Genomic DNA, 17,606 nt, shown 5'->3' with positions numbered 1-17,606 from the left:
TCATCATGTGTATAATTGCCAGCCAAGCTGGCGCATTTTTGTGCAAATCAGGTTTAGGCTTCCTCGTAAGGCGTGAAGCTTGGATCGGCCAGATCAGCAAACCGGGTGAACTGTGCCTGGAAGGCCAGTTTGACCGTGCCGGTGGGTCCGTGACGCTGCTTGGCAATGATCACGTCTGCCGTGCCGCGCACCTTTTCCATTTGCGCTTCCCATTCGGGATATTTCGGATCGGCCTGATCGCGTGGCTCAAGATTTTGCACGTAATATTCCTCACGGAACACGAACATCACCACGTCGGCGTCCTGCTCGATCGAACCCGATTCACGAAGGTCGGAGAGCTGCGGGCGCTTGTCGTCGCGGCTTTCCACCTGACGCGATAGCTGCGAGAGCGCGATGATTGGAACGTTCAACTCTTTGCCCAAGGCTTTCAGACCGGTGGTGATCTGGGTGATTTCCTGCACGCGGTTTTCGCCGCCTTTGCCGCCGGAGCCCGTCATCAGCTGAATATAGTCCACCACGAGACAATCAAGGCCGCGCTGACGCTTCAAACGACGGGCGCGGGCCGAGAGCTGGGCAATGGAAATACCACCGGTCTGGTCAATAAACAGCGGCACTTTTTGCATGGTCTGCGAAAAGCCAACCAGCTTTTCAAACTCATGCTCGGTGATGTCACCACGGCGGATTTTCGAAGATGACACTTCGGTCTGTTCGGACATGATACGGGTGGCGAGCTGCTCGGACGACATTTCGAGCGAGTAGAAGCCGACCACACCACCGTTCTTGGCCTTGAATGAGCCATCCGGCATCACTTCCGGCTCGTAAGCTGCGGCAATGTTCCAGGCAATATTGGTGGCCAGCGAGGTTTTACCCATACCGGGACGACCGGCCAGCACGATCAAGTCGGAGCGTTGCAAACCGCCCATCTTGCTATCGAGCGAGTGAATACCGGTGGAAATACCGGAGAGATGGCCATCACGCTCAAAGGCAGCCCCTGCCATATCCACGGCGAGTGCTACGGCATCGTTGAAGGATTGGAAACCGCCATCGTAGCGACCGTTTTCGGCAAGATCAAACAGGCGGCGCTCGGTGTCCTCAATCTGCGCCTGCGGCGGCATATCCAAAGGCGCGTCATAGGCAATGTTGACCATGTCTTCGCCGATCTGGATCAGGGCGCGACGCAGCGCCAGATCGTAAATCGCACGGCCATAGTCTTCCGCATTGATGATCGACACGGCTTCCGACGCCAGACGCGCCAGATATTGGGCAACCGTCATCTCGCCCACTTTCTGATCAGACGGCAGAAAGGTTTTGATGGTGACGGGATTGGCCGTCTTGCCCATACGGATGATGTCACCTGCGACCTCAAAAATCTTGCGGTGCAGGGCTTCTTGAAAATGCGGCCCCTTCAGAAAGTCCGAGACGCGGTAATAGGCATCGTTGTTGACCAGAATGGCACCCAACAACGCCTGTTCGGCCTCGATATTGCTCGGGGCTTCTCGGTACATGGCATCGCCTGCTGGCATACTGTTCAGCTTTCTTGAAGCATCGTTCATTGTGGACGACCGCTTTCTTCTCTGGAGTCTCTATATCAAGGGTGGGGTTTGTCGCCTGCGGTTTGGATAGTCAACCGTCTTGCGCGCATCATACCGCGCCTGACCCCCATGGTGGAACGGAAACATGCGTTCTCCCATTTATCCACAGACGGCACATTTTGCCTGCATGGGACTGTGATTTTCCTTGCCAAGCCAAAGGACTCAAGTCCGGGCCATAAACACAATACGGAGCGTTCACAAAAATGTGCGCCTAACATGATTGACCAAATCAAGTTTATGGAGGAGTACGCGTTCAAGATGAAAGAAGAGCGCGTGTGCAACACGTGCCGCTCTTGATGCACCACAATTGCGTTGCAGAGAAGGATATTTTGACAATGAAAAATTTTAGCGTTTCTCGGCTGTTTTGCTTGGGCCTGGCGCTGGTTTTGCCAGCGTCCATGGCCGGTGCCACGGATTACCCGGTAACTGTCACCGACCTCGCTGGCCGATCGGTTGAAATTGCCCACGAGCCGCAGCGCATTGTTGTGCAGGACGGCCGCGATCTGTTTTCTCTGGCCCTGCTTGATCGGGCTGATCCTTTCAAGCGCATCGTGGTGTGGAACAATTTGCTGGCACGCTCCGACAAACAGGCGTGGAAAGTGTTTGAGAGCAAATGGCCTCAAAGTGCCAATCGGGCCGTGGATATGCAGTTTGGCGATGAGGGGCAGGTGAACCTCGAGCAAATCGTGGCTGCCAAACCCGATCTGGTCATTGTGCAGGCCCGCGTCAAGCCGGCTCTGGATGATGCCAATGTCACGGCACGGCTGAAAGAGCTGGGCATTCCTGTGGTGATGATTGATACGCAGGTGGACCCGGCGGTGGACGCACCGAAAACGGTCAGCCTTCTTGGCAAGGTGCTGAACCGGGAAAAGGAAGCCAAGGAATTCGCGGATTTCTATGAAAGCCATTTGAAGGCCGTTGAAAAGGCCATTGACGGTGCGCCCAAGCCAAAAGTGTTTGTCGAAGCCAAGGCAGGGCAGAAGGGGTTGGATACCTGCTGCTTCACCCATGGCGATGTCTTTTTTGGCAAGCTGGCGCAGGCCGCAGGCGGTATCAACCTTGGCAGCACCTTGCTGAAAACCCGCACCGGCGATGTGACGATGGAGAGCGTGATCTCGGCGGCTCCGGATGTTTTTGTCATGAGCGGCTCACCGTTTACCAATGCAGGCTCGGTCTCTCCACCGTTGGGCTTTACCAATGACAAGGCCAAGATCGAATCTGATCTTGGTGCGCTGGAGCGTCGTCAGGGCTTTGATCACATCAAAGCGATTACCGATGGCCGTGTCATTGGTCTCTATCACCAGCTCTACGCCAGCCCATGGAATATTTTTGCCATCGAATATATGGCAAAAGCCTTTTATCCTGATCGCCTGAAGGATCTCGATCCAAACGCAACGCTGCACACGCTGGTCGCGACCCTCACGGACCTGCCCAAGGATACGCCGCTCACCTTTGGCGTTCAGGCTCCAAAAGTTCATTAATCAGACTGAAAATAGAAATTTTGAAACACATCGCTCCCGGCGGTGTGTTTCTGTCATATTTTAGAGACTGTCAGGTTCAGATTGAACCTGACAGTCTCTAAACCTCCCCGTCTTCGTTTGTCTGATCAGAAAAACCGGATTCCACTTTTCCCTGACAAGCTCTAAACAACCTGCGTGAGACATCATGAGCGCCTATTCTCCGATGGATCGATCTGTCATGGACACAGGGGCAAGCCGTCACTACGACCGATCAGTGGTGCTCAGGATTGCCCTTGTCCTGACGCTTTTTCTAATCGCGGCCTTTACCTGCATCGTCGATATTGCCGTGGGCTCGGGCACCTTGACGATGACGCAGGTGCTGAATGCTCTGTTTTCGCCGACCACAGTTGATCCCGGCACCCGTTTTATCGTCTGGGATTTGCGCATGCCCATGACGATGATGGCACTGGTAACCGGCGTCAGCCTTTCGCTGTCCGGCCTGCTCATGCAGACGATTTTGGACAACCCGCTGGCCGAACCTTTCACGCTTGGAGTTTCGTCTGCGGCTGGTTTTGGTGCTGCTTTGGCGCTTGGATTCAGCGTGTCGCTGACCTCGATCATGCCCTTCATCCCTCTGGAACTGGTCACGGCGGTCAATGCCTTTGTCTTTGCCTTGCTGGCTGCGGGGTTGGTTTTGTTGCTCTCCAAAGGCGGCAAGAGCGTTCAATCCATCACGCTTTTGGGCATTGCCCTGCATTTTGTGTTCAGTTCGCTGCTGTCGTTGATCCAATATATGGCGAGCGTCGATCAGTTGCAGAGCATCGTCTTTTGGCTGATGGGGTCGCTGCTGCGCGCCACATGGCTCAAGGTTGGCATCGCGGGAGGCTTAAGCCTCGCAATGATTCCCATCGTTCTTTTTCATGCGTGGTTGCTGACGGCCTTGCGCAGCTTTGGCGAACAGGCCGTGGTGTTTGGCGTGCCGGTGCGGCGCATGCGCATCATCATGCTGGTCATTTCGGCACTGCTTGCAGGCTCGGTCACAGCCGTTGTTGGCATTGTAGGTTTCATCGGGCTGGTTGGGCCACATGTTGCGCGGATGCTGACGGGTGAGGACCACCGATTTACCATAGCGGCCACCGTGGCGGTCGGGGCTGTTTTTGCAACTGTGGCTTCCTTGGCCACCAAGGTGATTGTGCCCGGCGCCGTGCTGCCCTTTGGCATGGTAACAGCCCTTGCGGGCCTGCCATTTTTCATCGTTCTGGTGATGAGACATACCAAGGGAGATGCCCTGTGAGCCTCACTTTGCAAGATTATCAGGTCGCCATTGGTGGGCGGCAGATTATCAAGCCCATGGCGCTGACCGTGCATCCCGGTGAAGTGCTGGCGGTTCTGGGGCCAAATGGTGCCGGCAAATCGACATTCATGAAAGGTCTGTGTGGTCTGCGCCCAGCGCAAGGACAGGCGATGATTGATGATGTCGATCTGCTGCATGCCGCACCTTTTGCCCGCGCGCAATTGGTTGGCTATGTCGCGCAGGATCTCGCGCACTTAAGCGTACAAATGAGCGTGTTTGAATTGATGCTACTGGCCCAGAGCGGCGGGCGTCACACCTGGAAGGTAGCGAAGGACAATTTCACCAAGGCGGAAGAAACGCTTGGGATTTTGGGCCTGACCCGGTTTGCAAATCTGAAGCCATCAACCCTGTCGGGCGGTGAGCGCCAAATGATTGCGCTGGCGCTGGCGCTGGTGCGAAGGCCAAAGCTGCTTTTGCTGGATGAGCCGACATCCGCACTGGATCTGGCCAATCAGTTGCACATGCTGGACGTGGTCCAAGCCTATACCCGTCAATATAACATCATCACACTGGTGATCCTGCATGATATGAACCTGGCCACACGCTACGCCAGCAAGGCGTTGGTGCTGGACCGGGGCAAAGCTCTGCCGGTCGGTCCCTGTCGGGAGGTGCTGACGCCGGATATGATCGCCGAGATTTATGGGGTGTATTGTCAGGTGATTGATGTGGATGATGGGCGATTTTCGGCAATCTATCCTTTGCGGCGGCGTACATCGCTTCTGTGGTAACGGGGCGGCACTGCCATTGTGGCGCATCTCTTCGGGAGAGCAGCCAACGGTTCCGACTTTTCAGCTGATGCTTACAGCGCCGTGCGCCAAATATGGCGCACAAAGGACGCTGTAACACTTTAAGCCTGCTGCATAATTTTCACCTTAAATCGATTCCGATTTAAGGTGAAAATTATGCAGTAGAGTTTGTCAGGTTCAAATTGAACCACAGTACACGACGCATAGGTTTTACCGTATAGCTCACCCCCCTCTGCCCTGCCGGGCATCTCCCCCACAAGGAGGGAGATCGACAAAAAGCAACCCTATTGCTCAACAGCATACGTCCTATGTGTCGGAAATCACGAGTTCATTATGAGAAACGAGCGGGAGCGCCTATCCGATCTCCCTCCTTGTGTGGGAGATGGCTGGCAAGCCAGAGGGGGGTAAACGGCACATAAAGGCGTTTGTGTCGTGTACTATGAAACTGAACCGAACAGATTCTCGATTTCCTTGTTTTCGTTTGTCTATTCGGGAAAATTGGATTCCGCTTTTCCCTGACAAACTCTACAGCGCCGTGCGCCAAATATGGCGCACAAAGGACGCTGTAACACTTTAAGCCTGCTGCATAATTTTCACCTTAAATCGATTCCGATTTAAGGAATTATGCAGTAGGGGAATGCAAAACGCCCGGATCTTGCGATCCGGGCGTTGGCATATCCAAAGATGGATAGGCTTATTCGTCGTCGCCGTCACGGTCAGCGTCTGGATCGAAGAAGTCTTCTGGACGCAGAGCATCTTCGTCAACGCCGTAGATGGCGTCAGCAGATGTGAGGCTTTCGCCCTTGGACTGGCGCTCGGCTTCTTCAGCGGAGCGAGCAACGTTGATCTCAACCGAGATTTCCACTTCAGAATGCAGGTGCATAACAACAGTGTGGAGACCAATGGTCTTGATTGGGTTGTTCAGCTCAACCTGGTTGCGGCCAATGTTGAAGCCTTCAGCAGCCAGAACTTCCACGATGTCGCGCGCAGCAACTGAACCGTAGAGCTGACCGGTTTCGCCAGCAGAGCGAACAACCACGAAGGACTTGCCGTTCAGCACGTCAGCAACAGCCTGCGCTTCAGACTTGCGCTCAAGGTTACGGGCTTCAAGCGTTGCACGCTCAGCTTCAAAACGTGCCTTGTTGGCAGCATTGGCACGCAGAGCCTTGCCGGTTGGCAAAAGGTAGTTACGGGCAAAGCCGTCACGAACCTTAACAGTTTCGCCCATCTGGCCAAGCTTGGCGATGCGCTCAAGAAGAATCACTTGCATGGTATTATCCTTTCAGTTCAAGTGTTTGGTGTGTTGCCATCATTGGAATTGCCGCCCGTCCTCGGTGGCGTGAGGGCAACCGTGCGCCGTGTATCGATGAGGCCGAGAATGATGATGAAGATTGCTGGAAACACCATAAGTGTTGCCATGTAAGACAGAATGAGCGCTGGCAGCCGCCATTCCTTGCCGCGGGTGCGCAGATGGATGGAGCCAAAGCCGCCAAGCAGAAAGCCTGCGCCGAAGGCACCGCAAACCGTGGCACCAATGAGGGCCGGAACGCCGCCGATGAAACAGGCAACTATGCCCGCCAAAAAGATAAAGGGCGCGTTGCGGTTCATCCGCAGGGCCGATGGAATATCTTCACGCGGGCGGGTGGACGCACCGGAGGCAGCAACAATGCGGCTGGCAACATAGTAAGCCGTGAACAACATGATGACCCACATGCCCGCCTGTACGATGGGCAAGGTCAACAGCATTGTCGATTTTATGCTGGACGTGTTGGTCAGGCTGGCAACAACCGTTGGATCGCGCTCCGCCAGTGCCTGCATCAAGGCATCAATCATATTGCCAACGAAATCAGCATTATAGCCAATCAACATGCCCAGAAAGATCACGCCCATGCAGACCAGAGCGCACAGATGCATCACGATGTCCGACAGCGGAAACCACGCCATGAGATGTTTCGGTCCGCCAATTTCCGATGCGGGGCGCGCCAGATTGGCAAGATGGCTGATCCAGCCAGCGGGAAGCAGCGTGAACACGGCCATGGCCGCCGCAAAAAGCGGGGAAACAGCCAGGGCTCCGGCAATGGCCGCCGTGATAATGGCAACAATTGCGGCCATATTGCCCCAGCGCATGCCAACAATCATCACAGGAAGCGCTGATGCTGCATAAAAGACGGAAGAAAAAGACGGTTGCGCATTGGCCGCCAGAACCAGAAATATGGCGGTCACACCGGCAAGAAAACCGGTCAGCAGCAATTTTCCATCAAGTTTTTTCAAGGTCGCTGTCCTGCGCATCGTGCAGTTAGAGGTTTGCGCCATCTAGCACGAAAACCTCAACATGGGTTTTTCAGGGTTCCGATTCACGCCCATCGTGAAAAGGAGACGGCCCCCGAACAAACGGGAGCCGAAACATCAGATTGCAAAATTATGCAACAACGTATGGCAGCAGGCCGAGGAAGCGGGCGCGCTTGATGGCCTTGGCCAGTTCGCGCTGCTTCTTCTGGGAAACCGCTGTGATACGCGAAGGAACGATCTTGCCGCGCTCAGAAATGTAGCGCTGCAGAAGACGTACGTCCTTGTAATCAATCTTCGGAGCATTTGCGCCGGAGAAAGGGCACGTCTTGCGACGGCGATGGAAAGGACGGCGAACCTGTGAAGAGGAAGATGTATCAGCCATTGTTCAAATCTCCTTACGCACGGTCTTCGCGCGGACGGCGCGGACGATCACCGAAGCCTTCGCGAGGTGCGCGATCACCGCGGTCGCCACGATCAGGACGGTCACCATCGCGACGTGGACGGTCGTCACGGTCGCGCTTCTGCATCATGGCAGATGGGCCTTCTTCGTGGGCTTCAACAGCAACAGTCATGTAACGAAGAACGTCTTCGTTGATGCGCATCTGGCGTTCCATTTCGTGGATCGCTTCGCCTGTTGCTTCGATGTCCATCAGCGCATAATGCGCCTTACGGTTCTTGTTGATGCGGTAGGTCAGGGACTTGAGGCCCCAGTTTTCTACGCGCCCGACTTTGCCGCCATGAGCTTCGATAACACCCTTGTACTGTTCGACGAGGGCATCAACCTGCTGTGCGGACATATCCTGCCGGGCAAGGAATACATGTTCGTAAAGAGCCATGATAGCTTTGCCTTTCTTGCGGTTGTCATCACCCGGTACGGCGCTAAGCCCCAACGACTGCTCCTGAGTGGTGAACCACGGCAAGAAAAGCGTTTGTACGAGACGGTCGAGAGCGGAGACACGGGAGGCCGAAACGCTTTTCGTTTCTGACGGCAAAACAAGTTTGCCGGCCCTCCGTTCAGCCACCAGCCGAAAGACCGGGTGTTGTGAACAGCGCGCTTATACGCAGATCTCCAGGAAAAGCAAGGGGCGCGGCTAGAGATATTCAAAATGCCTTGCTGACGTCGCGGTTTCAGGAAATCTTGAGAACGGTCTGCCCGTTGTCGGAGACAAATTGATACTGCGCAGGGGCGTTATTGGCCGCGTTATTCGCATCACGCAGGCTCACGGTGATCTTGTCATCAGAGCCTTTCATGGTGATGACGAGATTGTCCTTCTCACGGCTGACAGTCAGATCGCTGGCATTATAGCCTTTGAAGCGAAGCGACAGCGGGCCGTCTGTGGCGATGGTGTCTTGTCCATCGCCAGCCGCAAAGGCGTATTCCGCAATGCCATTGGCTTTGTCTGTCTGATGAATGGTCACGGTGTCATTGCCTTTGCCACCAGAGGCAAAAATGCGGGCACCTTCGAGATACATGGTGTCGTTGCCATCGCCGCCATCAATGCCGATCAGCGCTTTGCCAGAGGCCTTGATGGTGTCATCGCCGTCGCCGCCGCTGACATTCATGATCAGCGAGCCGGTCAGTTGAATGTCGTCATTGCCCGCTCCGCCATCAACATCGGCAATCAAGCCGCCGCTTGCTTTGAGGCTGTCCTTGCCATCGCCCAGCGAGACACCGGCGATGAGGGCGCTTTTGGCAATCACATTGTCATCGCCGTTTCCGGTATCGACATTATATAGACCGCGACCGGTAAAGGTCAGCGTGTCATCACCCTGCGTGCCGCTGGCGCTGGTAATATAGCCATTGCTTTCGCTGACACTGGCCTGATCTTTTGTGGCACTGTCGCCAAGAGAGAGAATTTCGATGATTCGCGCCAAGGCCCTTTGGCGTGACGTGAAGCCCATGTCCTCATCTGAAGTCTTTGGACTCTGGACGGTTAGAGGACTTTGAAAGGTTTGGTTGGCCTGAGATGCTTGTGTTGTGATATTCGAAAACAGCCGGGTGGCATTTGCGGCTGCATTCGGGTCGCGGTAAAAACTGTTGATTGATGTCATCGCATCCTCACATCACAATCGCGCACATGACGCCTCTGCGAACGTCATGCCACAATACTCTATAAGGAGCTCTTAAAATTCAGTCGCGCCTGAAAGCACAGTTATTACTTAATAAATGCAGTGTGCAGGATTGTTTCAATTCGAACCGGTGAGTCGTTTCAAACGGCTCACCGGCAACGTTTGGTCGGTTCAAATCGCCATTGGATATTGGCGGTGAATGGCGGCAATGCCTGCCATAACTTCATCGGACAGGGTGATATCGGCAGCACCAATGTCTGTTTTCAGCTGATCCATTGATGTGGCACCAATGATAACGGATGCCATGAAGGGACGCGTGCGGCAAAACGCCAGTGCGAGTTGCGATGGATCCAGTCCATGCTGTTTGGCAAGCTCAACATAGGCTTTGGTTGCTGGCTCCTGATGGGGGGTCAGGCGGCCACCGATGTTGCCGTTGATTGCGCCGCGCGAACCTTCCGGCTTGACGCCGCCGAGATATTTGCCGCTCAGCAAGCCGCCCGCCAGCGGGGAATAGGCCAACAGACCCACTTGTTCGTGGTGCGAGAGTTCGGCCATATCAAGATCGTGGGTGCGATACAGAAGGTTGTACTCGTTTTGCACGGTGGCAACGCGTGGCAGATTCTTCTGCTCTGCAATGGTCAGATATTTTTGAATGCCCCACGTGGTTTCGTTTGAGAGGCCAATGGCGCGGATTTTGCCAGCCGCCACACAATCCTGAAGCGCTTCCAGCTTTTCGGTGATTTCAGCAACGACCAGAGCACGATCCTGGTGGGATGGATCATAATTCCATGCGCCACGAAAGTGGTAATGGCCGCGATTGGGCCAATGAATCTGGTAGAGATCAATATAATCGGTTTTTAATCTTTGCAGGCTTGCATCCACCGCCGCGCGAATGGTGTCGGCGTTGATGGGAGCGCCGCCGCGGATATAGGGACGCCCGGCACCCGCCACCTTGGTGGCCAGCACAACATCTTTGCGCTTGCCGGTTTTTTCAAACCAGTTGCCAATCATTTTCTCGGTGTCGGTATAGGTTTCAGCCGAGAGCGGCGTGGTGGGGTAAAGTTCGGCGGTATCGAAGAAATTCACACCTTTTTCAAGGGCATAGTCCATTTGCGCAAAGGCTTCTGCTTCGGTGTTCTGGCTGCCCCAGGTCATGGTGCCAAGGCATATGTCGGAAACGGAAATATCCGTGCGGCCAAGTGTATTGTATTTCATGGGTGGAGATCTCAAGTGTTGTGTGTGCTCAAACAAGAGCGTGGGGAGGATGAACGGGAATGTAGCCCGAATTTGACCATGGGCAAGAGCAATTTCGCGATATTTCGGCTTGTATCTGCCCCCTTTAGCAACAGCCGATGTGCCGTCCAAGACTTGACTCTCAAGGCGAGTTTGTGAATTGGAGAAGAAAAAATTGAACGGAGTACCTCATGGGTGTTGCATTTACCTTTCCCGGCCAGGGCAGTCAGACCATTGGAATGGGCAAGGATCTCGCGGATGCCTTTCCGGAAGCGCGCGCTGTTTTCGAGGAAGTTGATGAAGCGCTTGATCAGAAACTCTCCACCATTATGTGGGATGGGTCTATCGAGGAATTGACGCTGACTGCAAATGCTCAGCCTGCCTTGATGGCTGTGTCGATGGCGGTTTTGCGGGTTATGGAACAGCGCGGCTTTGTGCTGACCAATAAGGTTTCCTATGTTGCCGGTCATTCGCTGGGCGAATATTCGGCGCTCTGTGCCGCCGGTACCTTCTCGCTGGCCGATACAGCAAAGCTGTTGCGCATTCGTGGCAATGCCATGCAGGCGGCTGTTCCGGTTGGTGTGGGCGCTATGGCGGCCATTATCGGCCTTGAGCACGATGCCGTGGAAGCCATCTGCCAGATCGCGTCTGCCGAAGGTCCGGTGCAGATTGCCAATGACAATGGCGGCGGCCAGCTGGTGGTTTCGGGTGCAAAGGCTCCGGTTGAAAAGGCGGCGGCACTGGCCACCGAAAAAGGCGCAAAGCGCGCGATCCTGCTGCCGGTATCGGCTCCCTTCCACTCCACATTGATGGCACCGGCTGCCGAAGAAATGCGCAATGCGCTGGCATCGGTGGCGATGAAAAACCCGATCGTGCCTTTGATTGCCAATGTGCGCGCAGCCCCCGTCAGTGATGCCGATGAAATTCGCAGCCTTCTGGTGGAACAGGTCACCGGCCAGGTGCGCTGGCGCGAAACGGTGGAATGGTTTGGCACCAATGCTGTTTCCGTGCTTTATGAGGTCGGCGCAGGCAAGGTTTTGACCGGGCTGGTGCGGCGGATTGATAAAAATATCACGGGTACGGCGGTGAACTCTCCCGCTGATATCGAGGCAGCCCTGACGGCGCTTTTGGCCTGATCGGCACTTTGCACAAGGATTAAAACGATGTTTGATTTGACCGGCCGCAAGGCATTGATCACAGGTGCCACCGGCGGAATCGGCGAGGAAATTGCGCGCCTTCTTCACGCGCAGGGCGCAATCGTTGGTCTGCATGGTACCCGCGTTGAAAAGCTGGAAGCGCTGGCCGCTGATCTTGGTGAGCGGGTGAAGATTTTCCCGGCCAACCTGTCGGACCGTGAAGCTGTCAAGGCTTTGGGTGCAAAGGCCGAAGCCGAGCTTGAAGGTGTGGACATTCTGGTCAACAATGCCGGTATCACCAAGGACGGCCTGTTTGTTCGCATGTCGGATGCCGATTGGGATAGCGTTCTGGAGGTTAACCTCAGCGCCGTTTTCGCTTTGACCAAGGAACTGACCCATCCGATGATGCGCCGCCGCTATGGCCGCATCATCAACATTACTTCGGTAGTTGGTGTCACGGGCAATGCGGGTCAGGTGAACTATTGCGCGTCCAAGGCCGGTATGATCGGCTTTACCAAGGCATTGGCCCAGGAAATTGCGCCACGCAACGTAACAGTGAACTGCGTTGCCCCGGGCTTTATTGAAAGCGCAATGACGGATAAGCTGAACGAAAAGCAAAAAGAAGGCATCATGGGCGCAATTCCCATGAAGCGGATGGGAACAGGGGCTGAAATTGCCTCGTCAGTGCTCTATCTTGCCTCTTCGGAAAGCTCGTATGTCACGGGGCAGACATTGCACGTCAATGGCGGCATGGCCATGATCTAAGGATCGTTCCTGCCCGCGCGTTTGCCAGTGCAATTGGTTGAGGAACAAAAGGAAGTCTTGAATTTTCAGGCTTTCCGGCGGCTTTAAACCGTGTTAATCGGGCGGGGACTGTGAGCAGTTAGATAGGCAACGGATGGCCATGCCAAGCCGTTGATATGGGCAGAACTTGTGCAAAACAGGTTCGACGGAATTGCCAGCGGGTTTGGTGCTCACTGGTATAACACAGGGTAGGAAAGTCACACTGGCTTTCTTGTTATGATAGAGGTCGAGGAAACCGACATGAGCGATATCGCAGAACGCGTAAAGAAAATTGTTATTGATCATCTGGGCGTTGAAGCCGAAAAGGTTGTTGAAGGCGCAAGCTTTATCGATGATCTGGGCGCAGATTCGCTCGACACCGTCGAACTCGTCATGGCATTCGAAGAAGAATTCGGCGTTGAAATTCCTGACGACGCTGCTGACTCCATCCTCACCGTTGGTGATGCTGTGAAGTTTATCGAAAAGGCTCAGGCCTGATCTTTTGATCGGCCGGTCTGGAGCGGGTTCAAACCTGCTCCAGACGCCTTGTCTTTCTTATGTTTGCAGTACGCAGTCTTCGAGGCTGCGGTGTCGATGTTGTAGAATATTAATCTGCTGCATGGCTCCCGACGTTGCTGTCGCTGGGCTTTTCTCGTGCAGCCGCATCTGACTTTATGAGTGGGGTGAACGTGCAAATAAGACGTGTCGTTATCACCGGTACCGGCATGGTATCTCCTCTTGGCTGTGGTACAGAAGTGACGTGGTCGCGGCTTTTGGCAGGCGAAAATGCCGCAAAGCGCGTAACCGAATTTGACGTTGAAGATCTTCCAGCAAAGATTGCATGCAGAATCCCGTTTGGTGACGGCACCAATGGTACGTTCAATGCGGACGACTGGGTGGAGCCGAAAGAGCAGCGCAAAGTTGATCCCTTCATTGTCTATGCTCTTGCTGCCGCTGATATGGCCATGGCTGATTCTGGCTGGAAGCCGGAAAGCAGAGAAGATCAAGACACCACAGGCGTGCTGATCGGTTCCGGCATTGGTGGCATTGAAGGCATTGTCGAAGCTGGCTACACGCTGCGCGACAAGGGGCCTCGCCGTATTTCACCCTTTTTTATTCCCGGACGTTTGATCAATCTGGCCTCGGGCCATGTGTCTATTCGCCATAAATTGCGCGGCCCCAATCACTCGGTGGTCACAGCCTGCTCAACCGGTGCGCATGCGATTGGCGATGCTGCCCGCATGATCGCGCTTGGCGATGCCGATGTTATGGTGGCTGGTGGCGCAGAATCGCCGATCAGCCGGATTTCTCTGGCTGGTTTTGCGGCGTGCAAGGCTTTGTCCACCGATCGCAACGATGAGCCGCAGAAGGCATCGCGCCCTTATGACCGCGACCGTGATGGTTTCGTGATGGGCGAGGGCGCTGGCATCGTGGTTCTGGAAGAGCTGGATCATGCGCTTGCGCGTGGAGCCAAGATTTATGCCGAAGTGGTTGGCTACGGCATGTCTGGTGATGCATTCCACATCACCGCACCTTCCGAGGATGGTGATGGTGCCTATCGCTGCATGACGATGGCCTTGAAGCGTGCTGGCCTTGCGGCATCTGATATTGATTACATCAATTCCCATGGCACTTCGACCATGGCCGACACCATTGAGCTTGGTGCAGTCGAGCGCCTGTTGGGCGATCATGCTCCCAATGTCTCGATGTCGTCCACCAAATCGGCCATTGGCCATTTGCTGGGTGCGGCCGGGGCCGTGGAGGCCATTTTCTCGGCTCTTGCCATTCGTGATGGCATTGTGCCGCCGACGCTGAACCTTGATAATCCTGACGTGGAAACCGCGATTGATCTTGTGCCGCATAAAGCCCGCAAGCGTGATGTTCGTGTTGCCCTGTCCAATTCCTTTGGATTTGGCGGTACCAATGCTTCGCTGGTTCTGCGGCGCTTTGAAGGATAAAAGGACAAGAGGGCGCATTTGATGTGTTCAAATGTGCCTTTGATCCTGTTGATCACCCCGCCACACTCGCAGCGGACCCGTTTTTTGCCGCAATGTTTGCCCACAAGCGGCGGAACTGAATCGAAGAGGAGTGACGGTGAGCGAACGCGTCGATGAAGAAACCACCGGCAAGAGCGGTGAAGAGCCATCCCGAACTGTGACACAGGTTGCGAGAACACCCTCGGAGCCCCCCAGACCTGAGCGCGTACCGCAATTTCCGCAGCGTTCCCGTCGTGCTCGTAGTCAGTTCGTGATTTTTCTGAACTTTTTGATGAGCTTGGCCGTTTTCACCTGCGTTCTTGCGATTGCCGGATTTTACTACGCTTTTTCCGTCTTCCACGAACCCGGGCCTTCGACGACCAACGCCAATTTCATGGTGCGCAATGGTGCTGGCTCATCTGAAATCGCCACCAATCTTGAGCGCAACGGTTTGATTTCTGACGCGCGCATTTTTCGCCTGATGAGCAAGACCTATCTCAACGACGGTGATACGCTGAAGGCGGGTGAATATGAAATCAAGGCGGGAGCCTCGATGAGCGATATTCTCGAGCTCTTGCGCTCAGGGAAATCTATTCTCTACTCGTTCACCATGCCCGAAGGCCTGACCGTCAAACAAGTGTTTGACCGGCTTGCTGCCGATCCGGTGCTGGAAGGTGATTTGCCGAAGACATTGCCCGCCGAGGGGAGCTTGCGCCCTGACACGTACAAATTTTCACGCGGCACCAAGCGTCAGGAAATTGTTGACCAGATGCTGGACGCGCAGAAAAAGCTGGTGGACCAGATTTGGGAAAAGCGCTCACCGGATCTGTTTATCAAGACCAAAGAGCAATTTGTGACACTGGCGTCTATTGTCGAAAAAGAAACCGGCAAGGATGACGAGCGCGCCCATGTAGCTTCGGTGTTTTTGAACCGCCTGCAAAAGGGTATGCGGTTGCAATCGGATCCGACCATTGTTTATGGCCTGTTTGGTGGCGAGGGCAAGCCGTCGGATCGCCCGATCTATCAATCGGACCTTAAAAAAGAGACGCCCTACAACACCTATATTATCAAAGGATTGCCTCAAGGCCCGATTGCCAATCCCGGCAGGGCGGCGCTGGAGGCTGTTGCCAATCCCTGGCGCACCAAGGATCTCTATTTTGTAGCCGATGGTACCGGCGGGCATGCTTTTGCCGCGACACTGGATGAGCATAATGCCAATGTCAGAAATTGGCGCAAACTTGAGGCCGAGCGGGGCGCTGATCCAGCAGAAAGTGTGGATGGGCAACCGGAGGTCGATCCAACAACGGTTCCCAAGCCGGTGAAAAAGAAGTAATTTCGCAGCCTGCGAAAATGGAAGGTATCTTATGACGTTGCAATCCATGACAGGTTTTGCTCGTAACGAAGGCTCTTGTGGCCGCTATCGTTGGACGTGGGAGATACGCTCCGTCAATGGCAAGGGCCTTGATATCCGATTGCGGCTGCCGCAGGGCCTGGAAGGTCTGGAAAGCGACGTCAAAGGCGTGATTGGGCGGCATATCTCCCGTGGTAATCTTCAGGTCGCATTGTCTTTGTCCACCAGTGATAATCGCATGGAGGCCGTGGTCAATGAAGATGCGCTCAATGCTGTCCTTGCGCTTCGCAAGCGCTTAGGCACCGACGTGGTTGATAACAGTCCCTTGTCTTTGGATGGATTGCTCTCCATCCGGGGTCTGGTTGATTTTCGCGAAGTTGAAGATGACGCAGACGCGATCAAAGCGCGCCAGCAGGCCATTATGGCCGGTCTTGAAGAAACCACTGCCCAACTGACGGAGATGCGCCAGCGCGAAGGAGCGGCGCTGAAGGCCGTGCTTCTTGATCAGGTGAGCAAAATTGAACAGCTCACACTGACCGTCGAACAAGATCCGTCACGGGGCACCGACGAGATCCTCAAGAAGCTCACGAGCCAGGTGGCCGCTTTGATGGCCTCTGCGCCAACTCTGGATAAAGATCGTCTGTATGCCGAGGCAGCGCTGTTGGCGACCAAGGCCGATTTGCGTGAAGAAATTGATCGGTTGAAAGCACATGTCAGTGCCGCACGGCAGCTTTTGGCGGGCCATGTGCCGGTTGGACGCAAGCTCGATTTTCTGGCTCAGGAATTTAATCGCGAATCGAATACAATTTGTTCTAAATCCAATGCGGCCGCCGTGACGGCCGCAGGCATAGAATTGAAAGTGGTCATTGATCAGTTTCGTGAGCAAGTCCAGAATTTGGAGTAGGGCCCATGTCCACCATAACGTCTCAGCGCGTTTCCATTGCAAGGCGTGGCCTTATGCTGGTGATTTCCTCACCTTCGGGGGCTGGTAAGTCTACCATCGCGCGTACGCTGATGGATATTGACAAGCAAATCGGCATGTCCGTCAGCGTCACCACCCGCGCCCGTCGCCCCAGCGAAATCGAGGGTGTGCATTATCATTTCATTTCGCAGCGCGAATTTGAGCGGCTTCGCGCCTCCGATGCATTGCTGGAATGGGCCGAGGTACACGGCAATTTCTATGGCACGCCGCGCGAGCCGGTTGAAGTGGCGATGTCCGAAGGCCGCGATATGCTGTTTGATATCGATTGGCAGGGCGCACAGCAGCTTCAGGAGAAGATGGCCGCAGACGTGGTCTCCATCTTCATTTTGCCGCCGACCATGACCGAGCTGCAATCGCGTCTGCATCGCCGCGCGGAAGATTCGGAAGAGGTGATCCAGACCCGCCTGAACAATTCCCGCGCGGAAATTGAGCATTGGCGCGAATATGACTATGTGATTGTCAATGACGACCTGAACGCCGCCTTCGATGCCGTTCAATCCATCGTCAAGGCCGAACGCCTTCGGCGCGATCGCCGCCACGGCATGTTTGATTTTGTGCAGGAATTGGTGACAGAGGTTCCAAACCTCTAAAAGTCAAAAATTGAACACCACCACAAACTTATAAAGTCTGTGGT

At 54.8% G+C, this 17,606-nt stretch carries 17 protein-coding genes; 10 read left to right on the top strand and 7 right to left on the bottom strand.

The features are described 5' to 3' along the window. Positions 1-53: 53 nt before the first annotated feature. Positions 54-1,553, bottom strand: coding sequence for a replicative DNA helicase (locus E6C51_RS06555; RefSeq protein ID WP_146928545.1), 1,500 nt, complete (start codon positions 1,551-1,553; stop codon positions 54-56). A gap of 374 nt (positions 1,554-1,927) precedes the next feature. On the opposite strand from E6C51_RS06555, the gene E6C51_RS06550 reads away from it, so the two are divergent. The 3 genes from E6C51_RS06550 (at position 1,928) to E6C51_RS06540 (ending at position 5,134) form a co-directional block, all read left to right on the top strand. Beyond that, a complete protein-coding gene (locus E6C51_RS06550) occupies positions 1,928-3,073 on the top strand; it encodes an ABC transporter substrate-binding protein (protein WP_186827616.1) in 1,146 nt (381 codons plus the stop codon). A gap of 184 nt (positions 3,074-3,257) precedes the next feature. Next, positions 3,258-4,346 (top strand): FecCD family ABC transporter permease, encoded by a 1,089-nt coding sequence (locus E6C51_RS06545; protein ID WP_190235390.1) that lies wholly within the window; start codon positions 3,258-3,260, stop codon positions 4,344-4,346. Then, the gene (locus E6C51_RS06540; protein ID WP_190235389.1) at positions 4,343-5,134 is read left to right on the top strand and encodes an ABC transporter ATP-binding protein; all 792 of its coding nucleotides are present in this window, start codon (positions 4,343-4,345) and stop codon (positions 5,132-5,134) included. The genes E6C51_RS06545 and E6C51_RS06540 overlap by 4 nt, the downstream gene beginning before the upstream one ends. 712 nt (positions 5,135-5,846) lie before the next feature. On the opposite strand, the gene rplI is transcribed toward E6C51_RS06540, so the two are convergent. The 6 genes from rplI to E6C51_RS06510 all read right to left on the bottom strand — a co-directional run bounded on the left by rplI (position 5,847) and on the right by E6C51_RS06510 (position 10,726). Next, positions 5,847-6,422: a 50S ribosomal protein L9 gene (gene rplI / locus E6C51_RS06535; protein WP_146928556.1), complete on the bottom strand. Its 576-nt coding sequence runs from the start codon at positions 6,420-6,422 to the stop codon at positions 5,847-5,849. A 17-nt stretch (positions 6,423-6,439) separates the two neighbouring features. Next, a complete protein-coding gene (locus E6C51_RS06530; protein WP_146928559.1) occupies positions 6,440-7,423 on the bottom strand; it encodes a DUF2232 domain-containing protein in 984 nt (327 codons plus the stop codon). A 148-nt stretch (positions 7,424-7,571) separates the two neighbouring features. Continuing rightward, entirely contained in the window at positions 7,572-7,823 is a 252-nt protein-coding gene (gene rpsR, locus E6C51_RS06525) for a 30S ribosomal protein S18 (RefSeq protein WP_146928562.1), read from the bottom strand. Between the two features lie 13 nt (positions 7,824-7,836). Then, positions 7,837-8,277 (bottom strand): 30S ribosomal protein S6, encoded by a 441-nt coding sequence (rpsF, locus tag E6C51_RS06520; protein WP_146928565.1) that lies wholly within the window; start codon positions 8,275-8,277, stop codon positions 7,837-7,839. A gap of 292 nt (positions 8,278-8,569) precedes the next feature. Next, positions 8,570-9,493, bottom strand: coding sequence for an RTX toxin (locus E6C51_RS06515; protein ID WP_190235388.1), 924 nt, complete (start codon positions 9,491-9,493; stop codon positions 8,570-8,572). Positions 9,494-9,682: 189 nt separating this feature from the next. Then, positions 9,683-10,726, bottom strand: a complete 1,044-nt coding sequence (locus tag E6C51_RS06510; protein ID WP_190235387.1) for an aldo/keto reductase — start codon at positions 10,724-10,726, stop codon at positions 9,683-9,685. 209 nt (positions 10,727-10,935) lie between these two features. Between E6C51_RS06510 and fabD the strand changes: the two genes are divergently transcribed. From fabD to gmk, 7 genes are all read left to right on the top strand, one after another. Next, positions 10,936-11,880 carry an ACP S-malonyltransferase gene (fabD, locus tag E6C51_RS06505; protein ID WP_146928573.1) on the top strand — a complete coding sequence of 315 codons (945 nt, stop codon included), beginning with the start codon at positions 10,936-10,938 and terminating at the stop codon, positions 11,878-11,880. Positions 11,881-11,907: 27 nt separating this feature from the next. Further along, positions 11,908-12,645: a 3-oxoacyl-[acyl-carrier-protein] reductase gene (fabG, locus tag E6C51_RS06500; RefSeq protein WP_190235386.1), complete on the top strand. Its 738-nt coding sequence runs from the start codon at positions 11,908-11,910 to the stop codon at positions 12,643-12,645. 279 nt (positions 12,646-12,924) lie between these two features. Beyond that, positions 12,925-13,161, top strand: coding sequence for an acyl carrier protein (locus tag E6C51_RS06495; RefSeq protein ID WP_075641075.1), 237 nt, complete (start codon positions 12,925-12,927; stop codon positions 13,159-13,161). A gap of 197 nt (positions 13,162-13,358) precedes the next feature. Continuing rightward, positions 13,359-14,621 carry a beta-ketoacyl-ACP synthase II gene (fabF, locus tag E6C51_RS06490; protein WP_146931072.1) on the top strand — a complete coding sequence of 421 codons (1,263 nt, stop codon included), beginning with the start codon at positions 13,359-13,361 and terminating at the stop codon, positions 14,619-14,621. Between the two features lie 196 nt (positions 14,622-14,817). Beyond that, positions 14,818-15,972, top strand: a complete 1,155-nt coding sequence (mltG, locus tag E6C51_RS06485; protein ID WP_230987097.1) for an endolytic transglycosylase MltG — start codon at positions 14,818-14,820, stop codon at positions 15,970-15,972. 31 nt (positions 15,973-16,003) lie between these two features. Continuing rightward, positions 16,004-16,894: a YicC/YloC family endoribonuclease gene (locus E6C51_RS06480; protein ID WP_146928581.1), complete on the top strand. Its 891-nt coding sequence runs from the start codon at positions 16,004-16,006 to the stop codon at positions 16,892-16,894. Positions 16,895-16,899: 5 nt separating this feature from the next. Then, complete coding sequence (gene gmk, locus E6C51_RS06475; protein ID WP_146928584.1) at positions 16,900-17,562, top strand: guanylate kinase; 663 nt, start codon at positions 16,900-16,902, stop codon at positions 17,560-17,562. Positions 17,563-17,606 lie beyond the last annotated feature (44 nt).

Source organism: Gillisella terrae (assembly GCF_004801395.1).
GTDB classification, from domain to species: domain Bacteria; phylum Pseudomonadota; class Alphaproteobacteria; order Rhizobiales; family Rhizobiaceae; genus Allorhizobium; species Allorhizobium terrae.
The sequence above is the reverse complement of the archived record's forward strand: the minus strand, read 5'-3'. Positions and strand labels throughout refer to the sequence as shown.

Excerpts from the sequence above, each read along its gene's own strand:
- rpsR (WP_146928562.1), bottom strand. The coding sequence starts at position 7,823 with ATGGCTGATACATCTTCCTCTTCACAGGTTCGCCGTCCTTTCCATCGC.
- E6C51_RS06550 (WP_186827616.1), top strand. The coding sequence starts at position 1,928 with ATGAAAAATTTTAGCGTTTCTCGGCTGTTTTGCTTGGGCCTGGCGCTG.
- gmk (WP_146928584.1), top strand. The coding sequence starts at position 16,900 with ATGTCCACCATAACGTCTCAGCGCGTTTCCATTGCAAGGCGTGGCCTT.
- rpsF (WP_146928565.1), bottom strand. The coding sequence starts at position 8,277 with ATGGCTCTTTACGAACATGTATTCCTTGCCCGGCAGGATATGTCCGCA.
- E6C51_RS06555 (WP_146928545.1), bottom strand. The coding sequence starts at position 1,553 with ATGAACGATGCTTCAAGAAAGCTGAACAGTATGCCAGCAGGCGATGCC.
- fabG (WP_190235386.1), top strand. The coding sequence starts at position 11,908 with ATGTTTGATTTGACCGGCCGCAAGGCATTGATCACAGGTGCCACCGGC.
- E6C51_RS06480 (WP_146928581.1), top strand. The coding sequence starts at position 16,004 with ATGACGTTGCAATCCATGACAGGTTTTGCTCGTAACGAAGGCTCTTGT.
- E6C51_RS06515 (WP_190235388.1), bottom strand. The coding sequence starts at position 9,493 with ATGACATCAATCAACAGTTTTTACCGCGACCCGAATGCAGCCGCAAAT.
- E6C51_RS06495 (WP_075641075.1), top strand. The coding sequence starts at position 12,925 with ATGAGCGATATCGCAGAACGCGTAAAGAAAATTGTTATTGATCATCTG.
- E6C51_RS06545 (WP_190235390.1), top strand. The coding sequence starts at position 3,258 with ATGAGCGCCTATTCTCCGATGGATCGATCTGTCATGGACACAGGGGCA.
- fabD (WP_146928573.1), top strand. The coding sequence starts at position 10,936 with ATGGGTGTTGCATTTACCTTTCCCGGCCAGGGCAGTCAGACCATTGGA.
- rplI (WP_146928556.1), bottom strand. The coding sequence starts at position 6,422 with ATGCAAGTGATTCTTCTTGAGCGCATCGCCAAGCTTGGCCAGATGGGC.
- E6C51_RS06510 (WP_190235387.1), bottom strand. The coding sequence starts at position 10,726 with ATGAAATACAATACACTTGGCCGCACGGATATTTCCGTTTCCGACATA.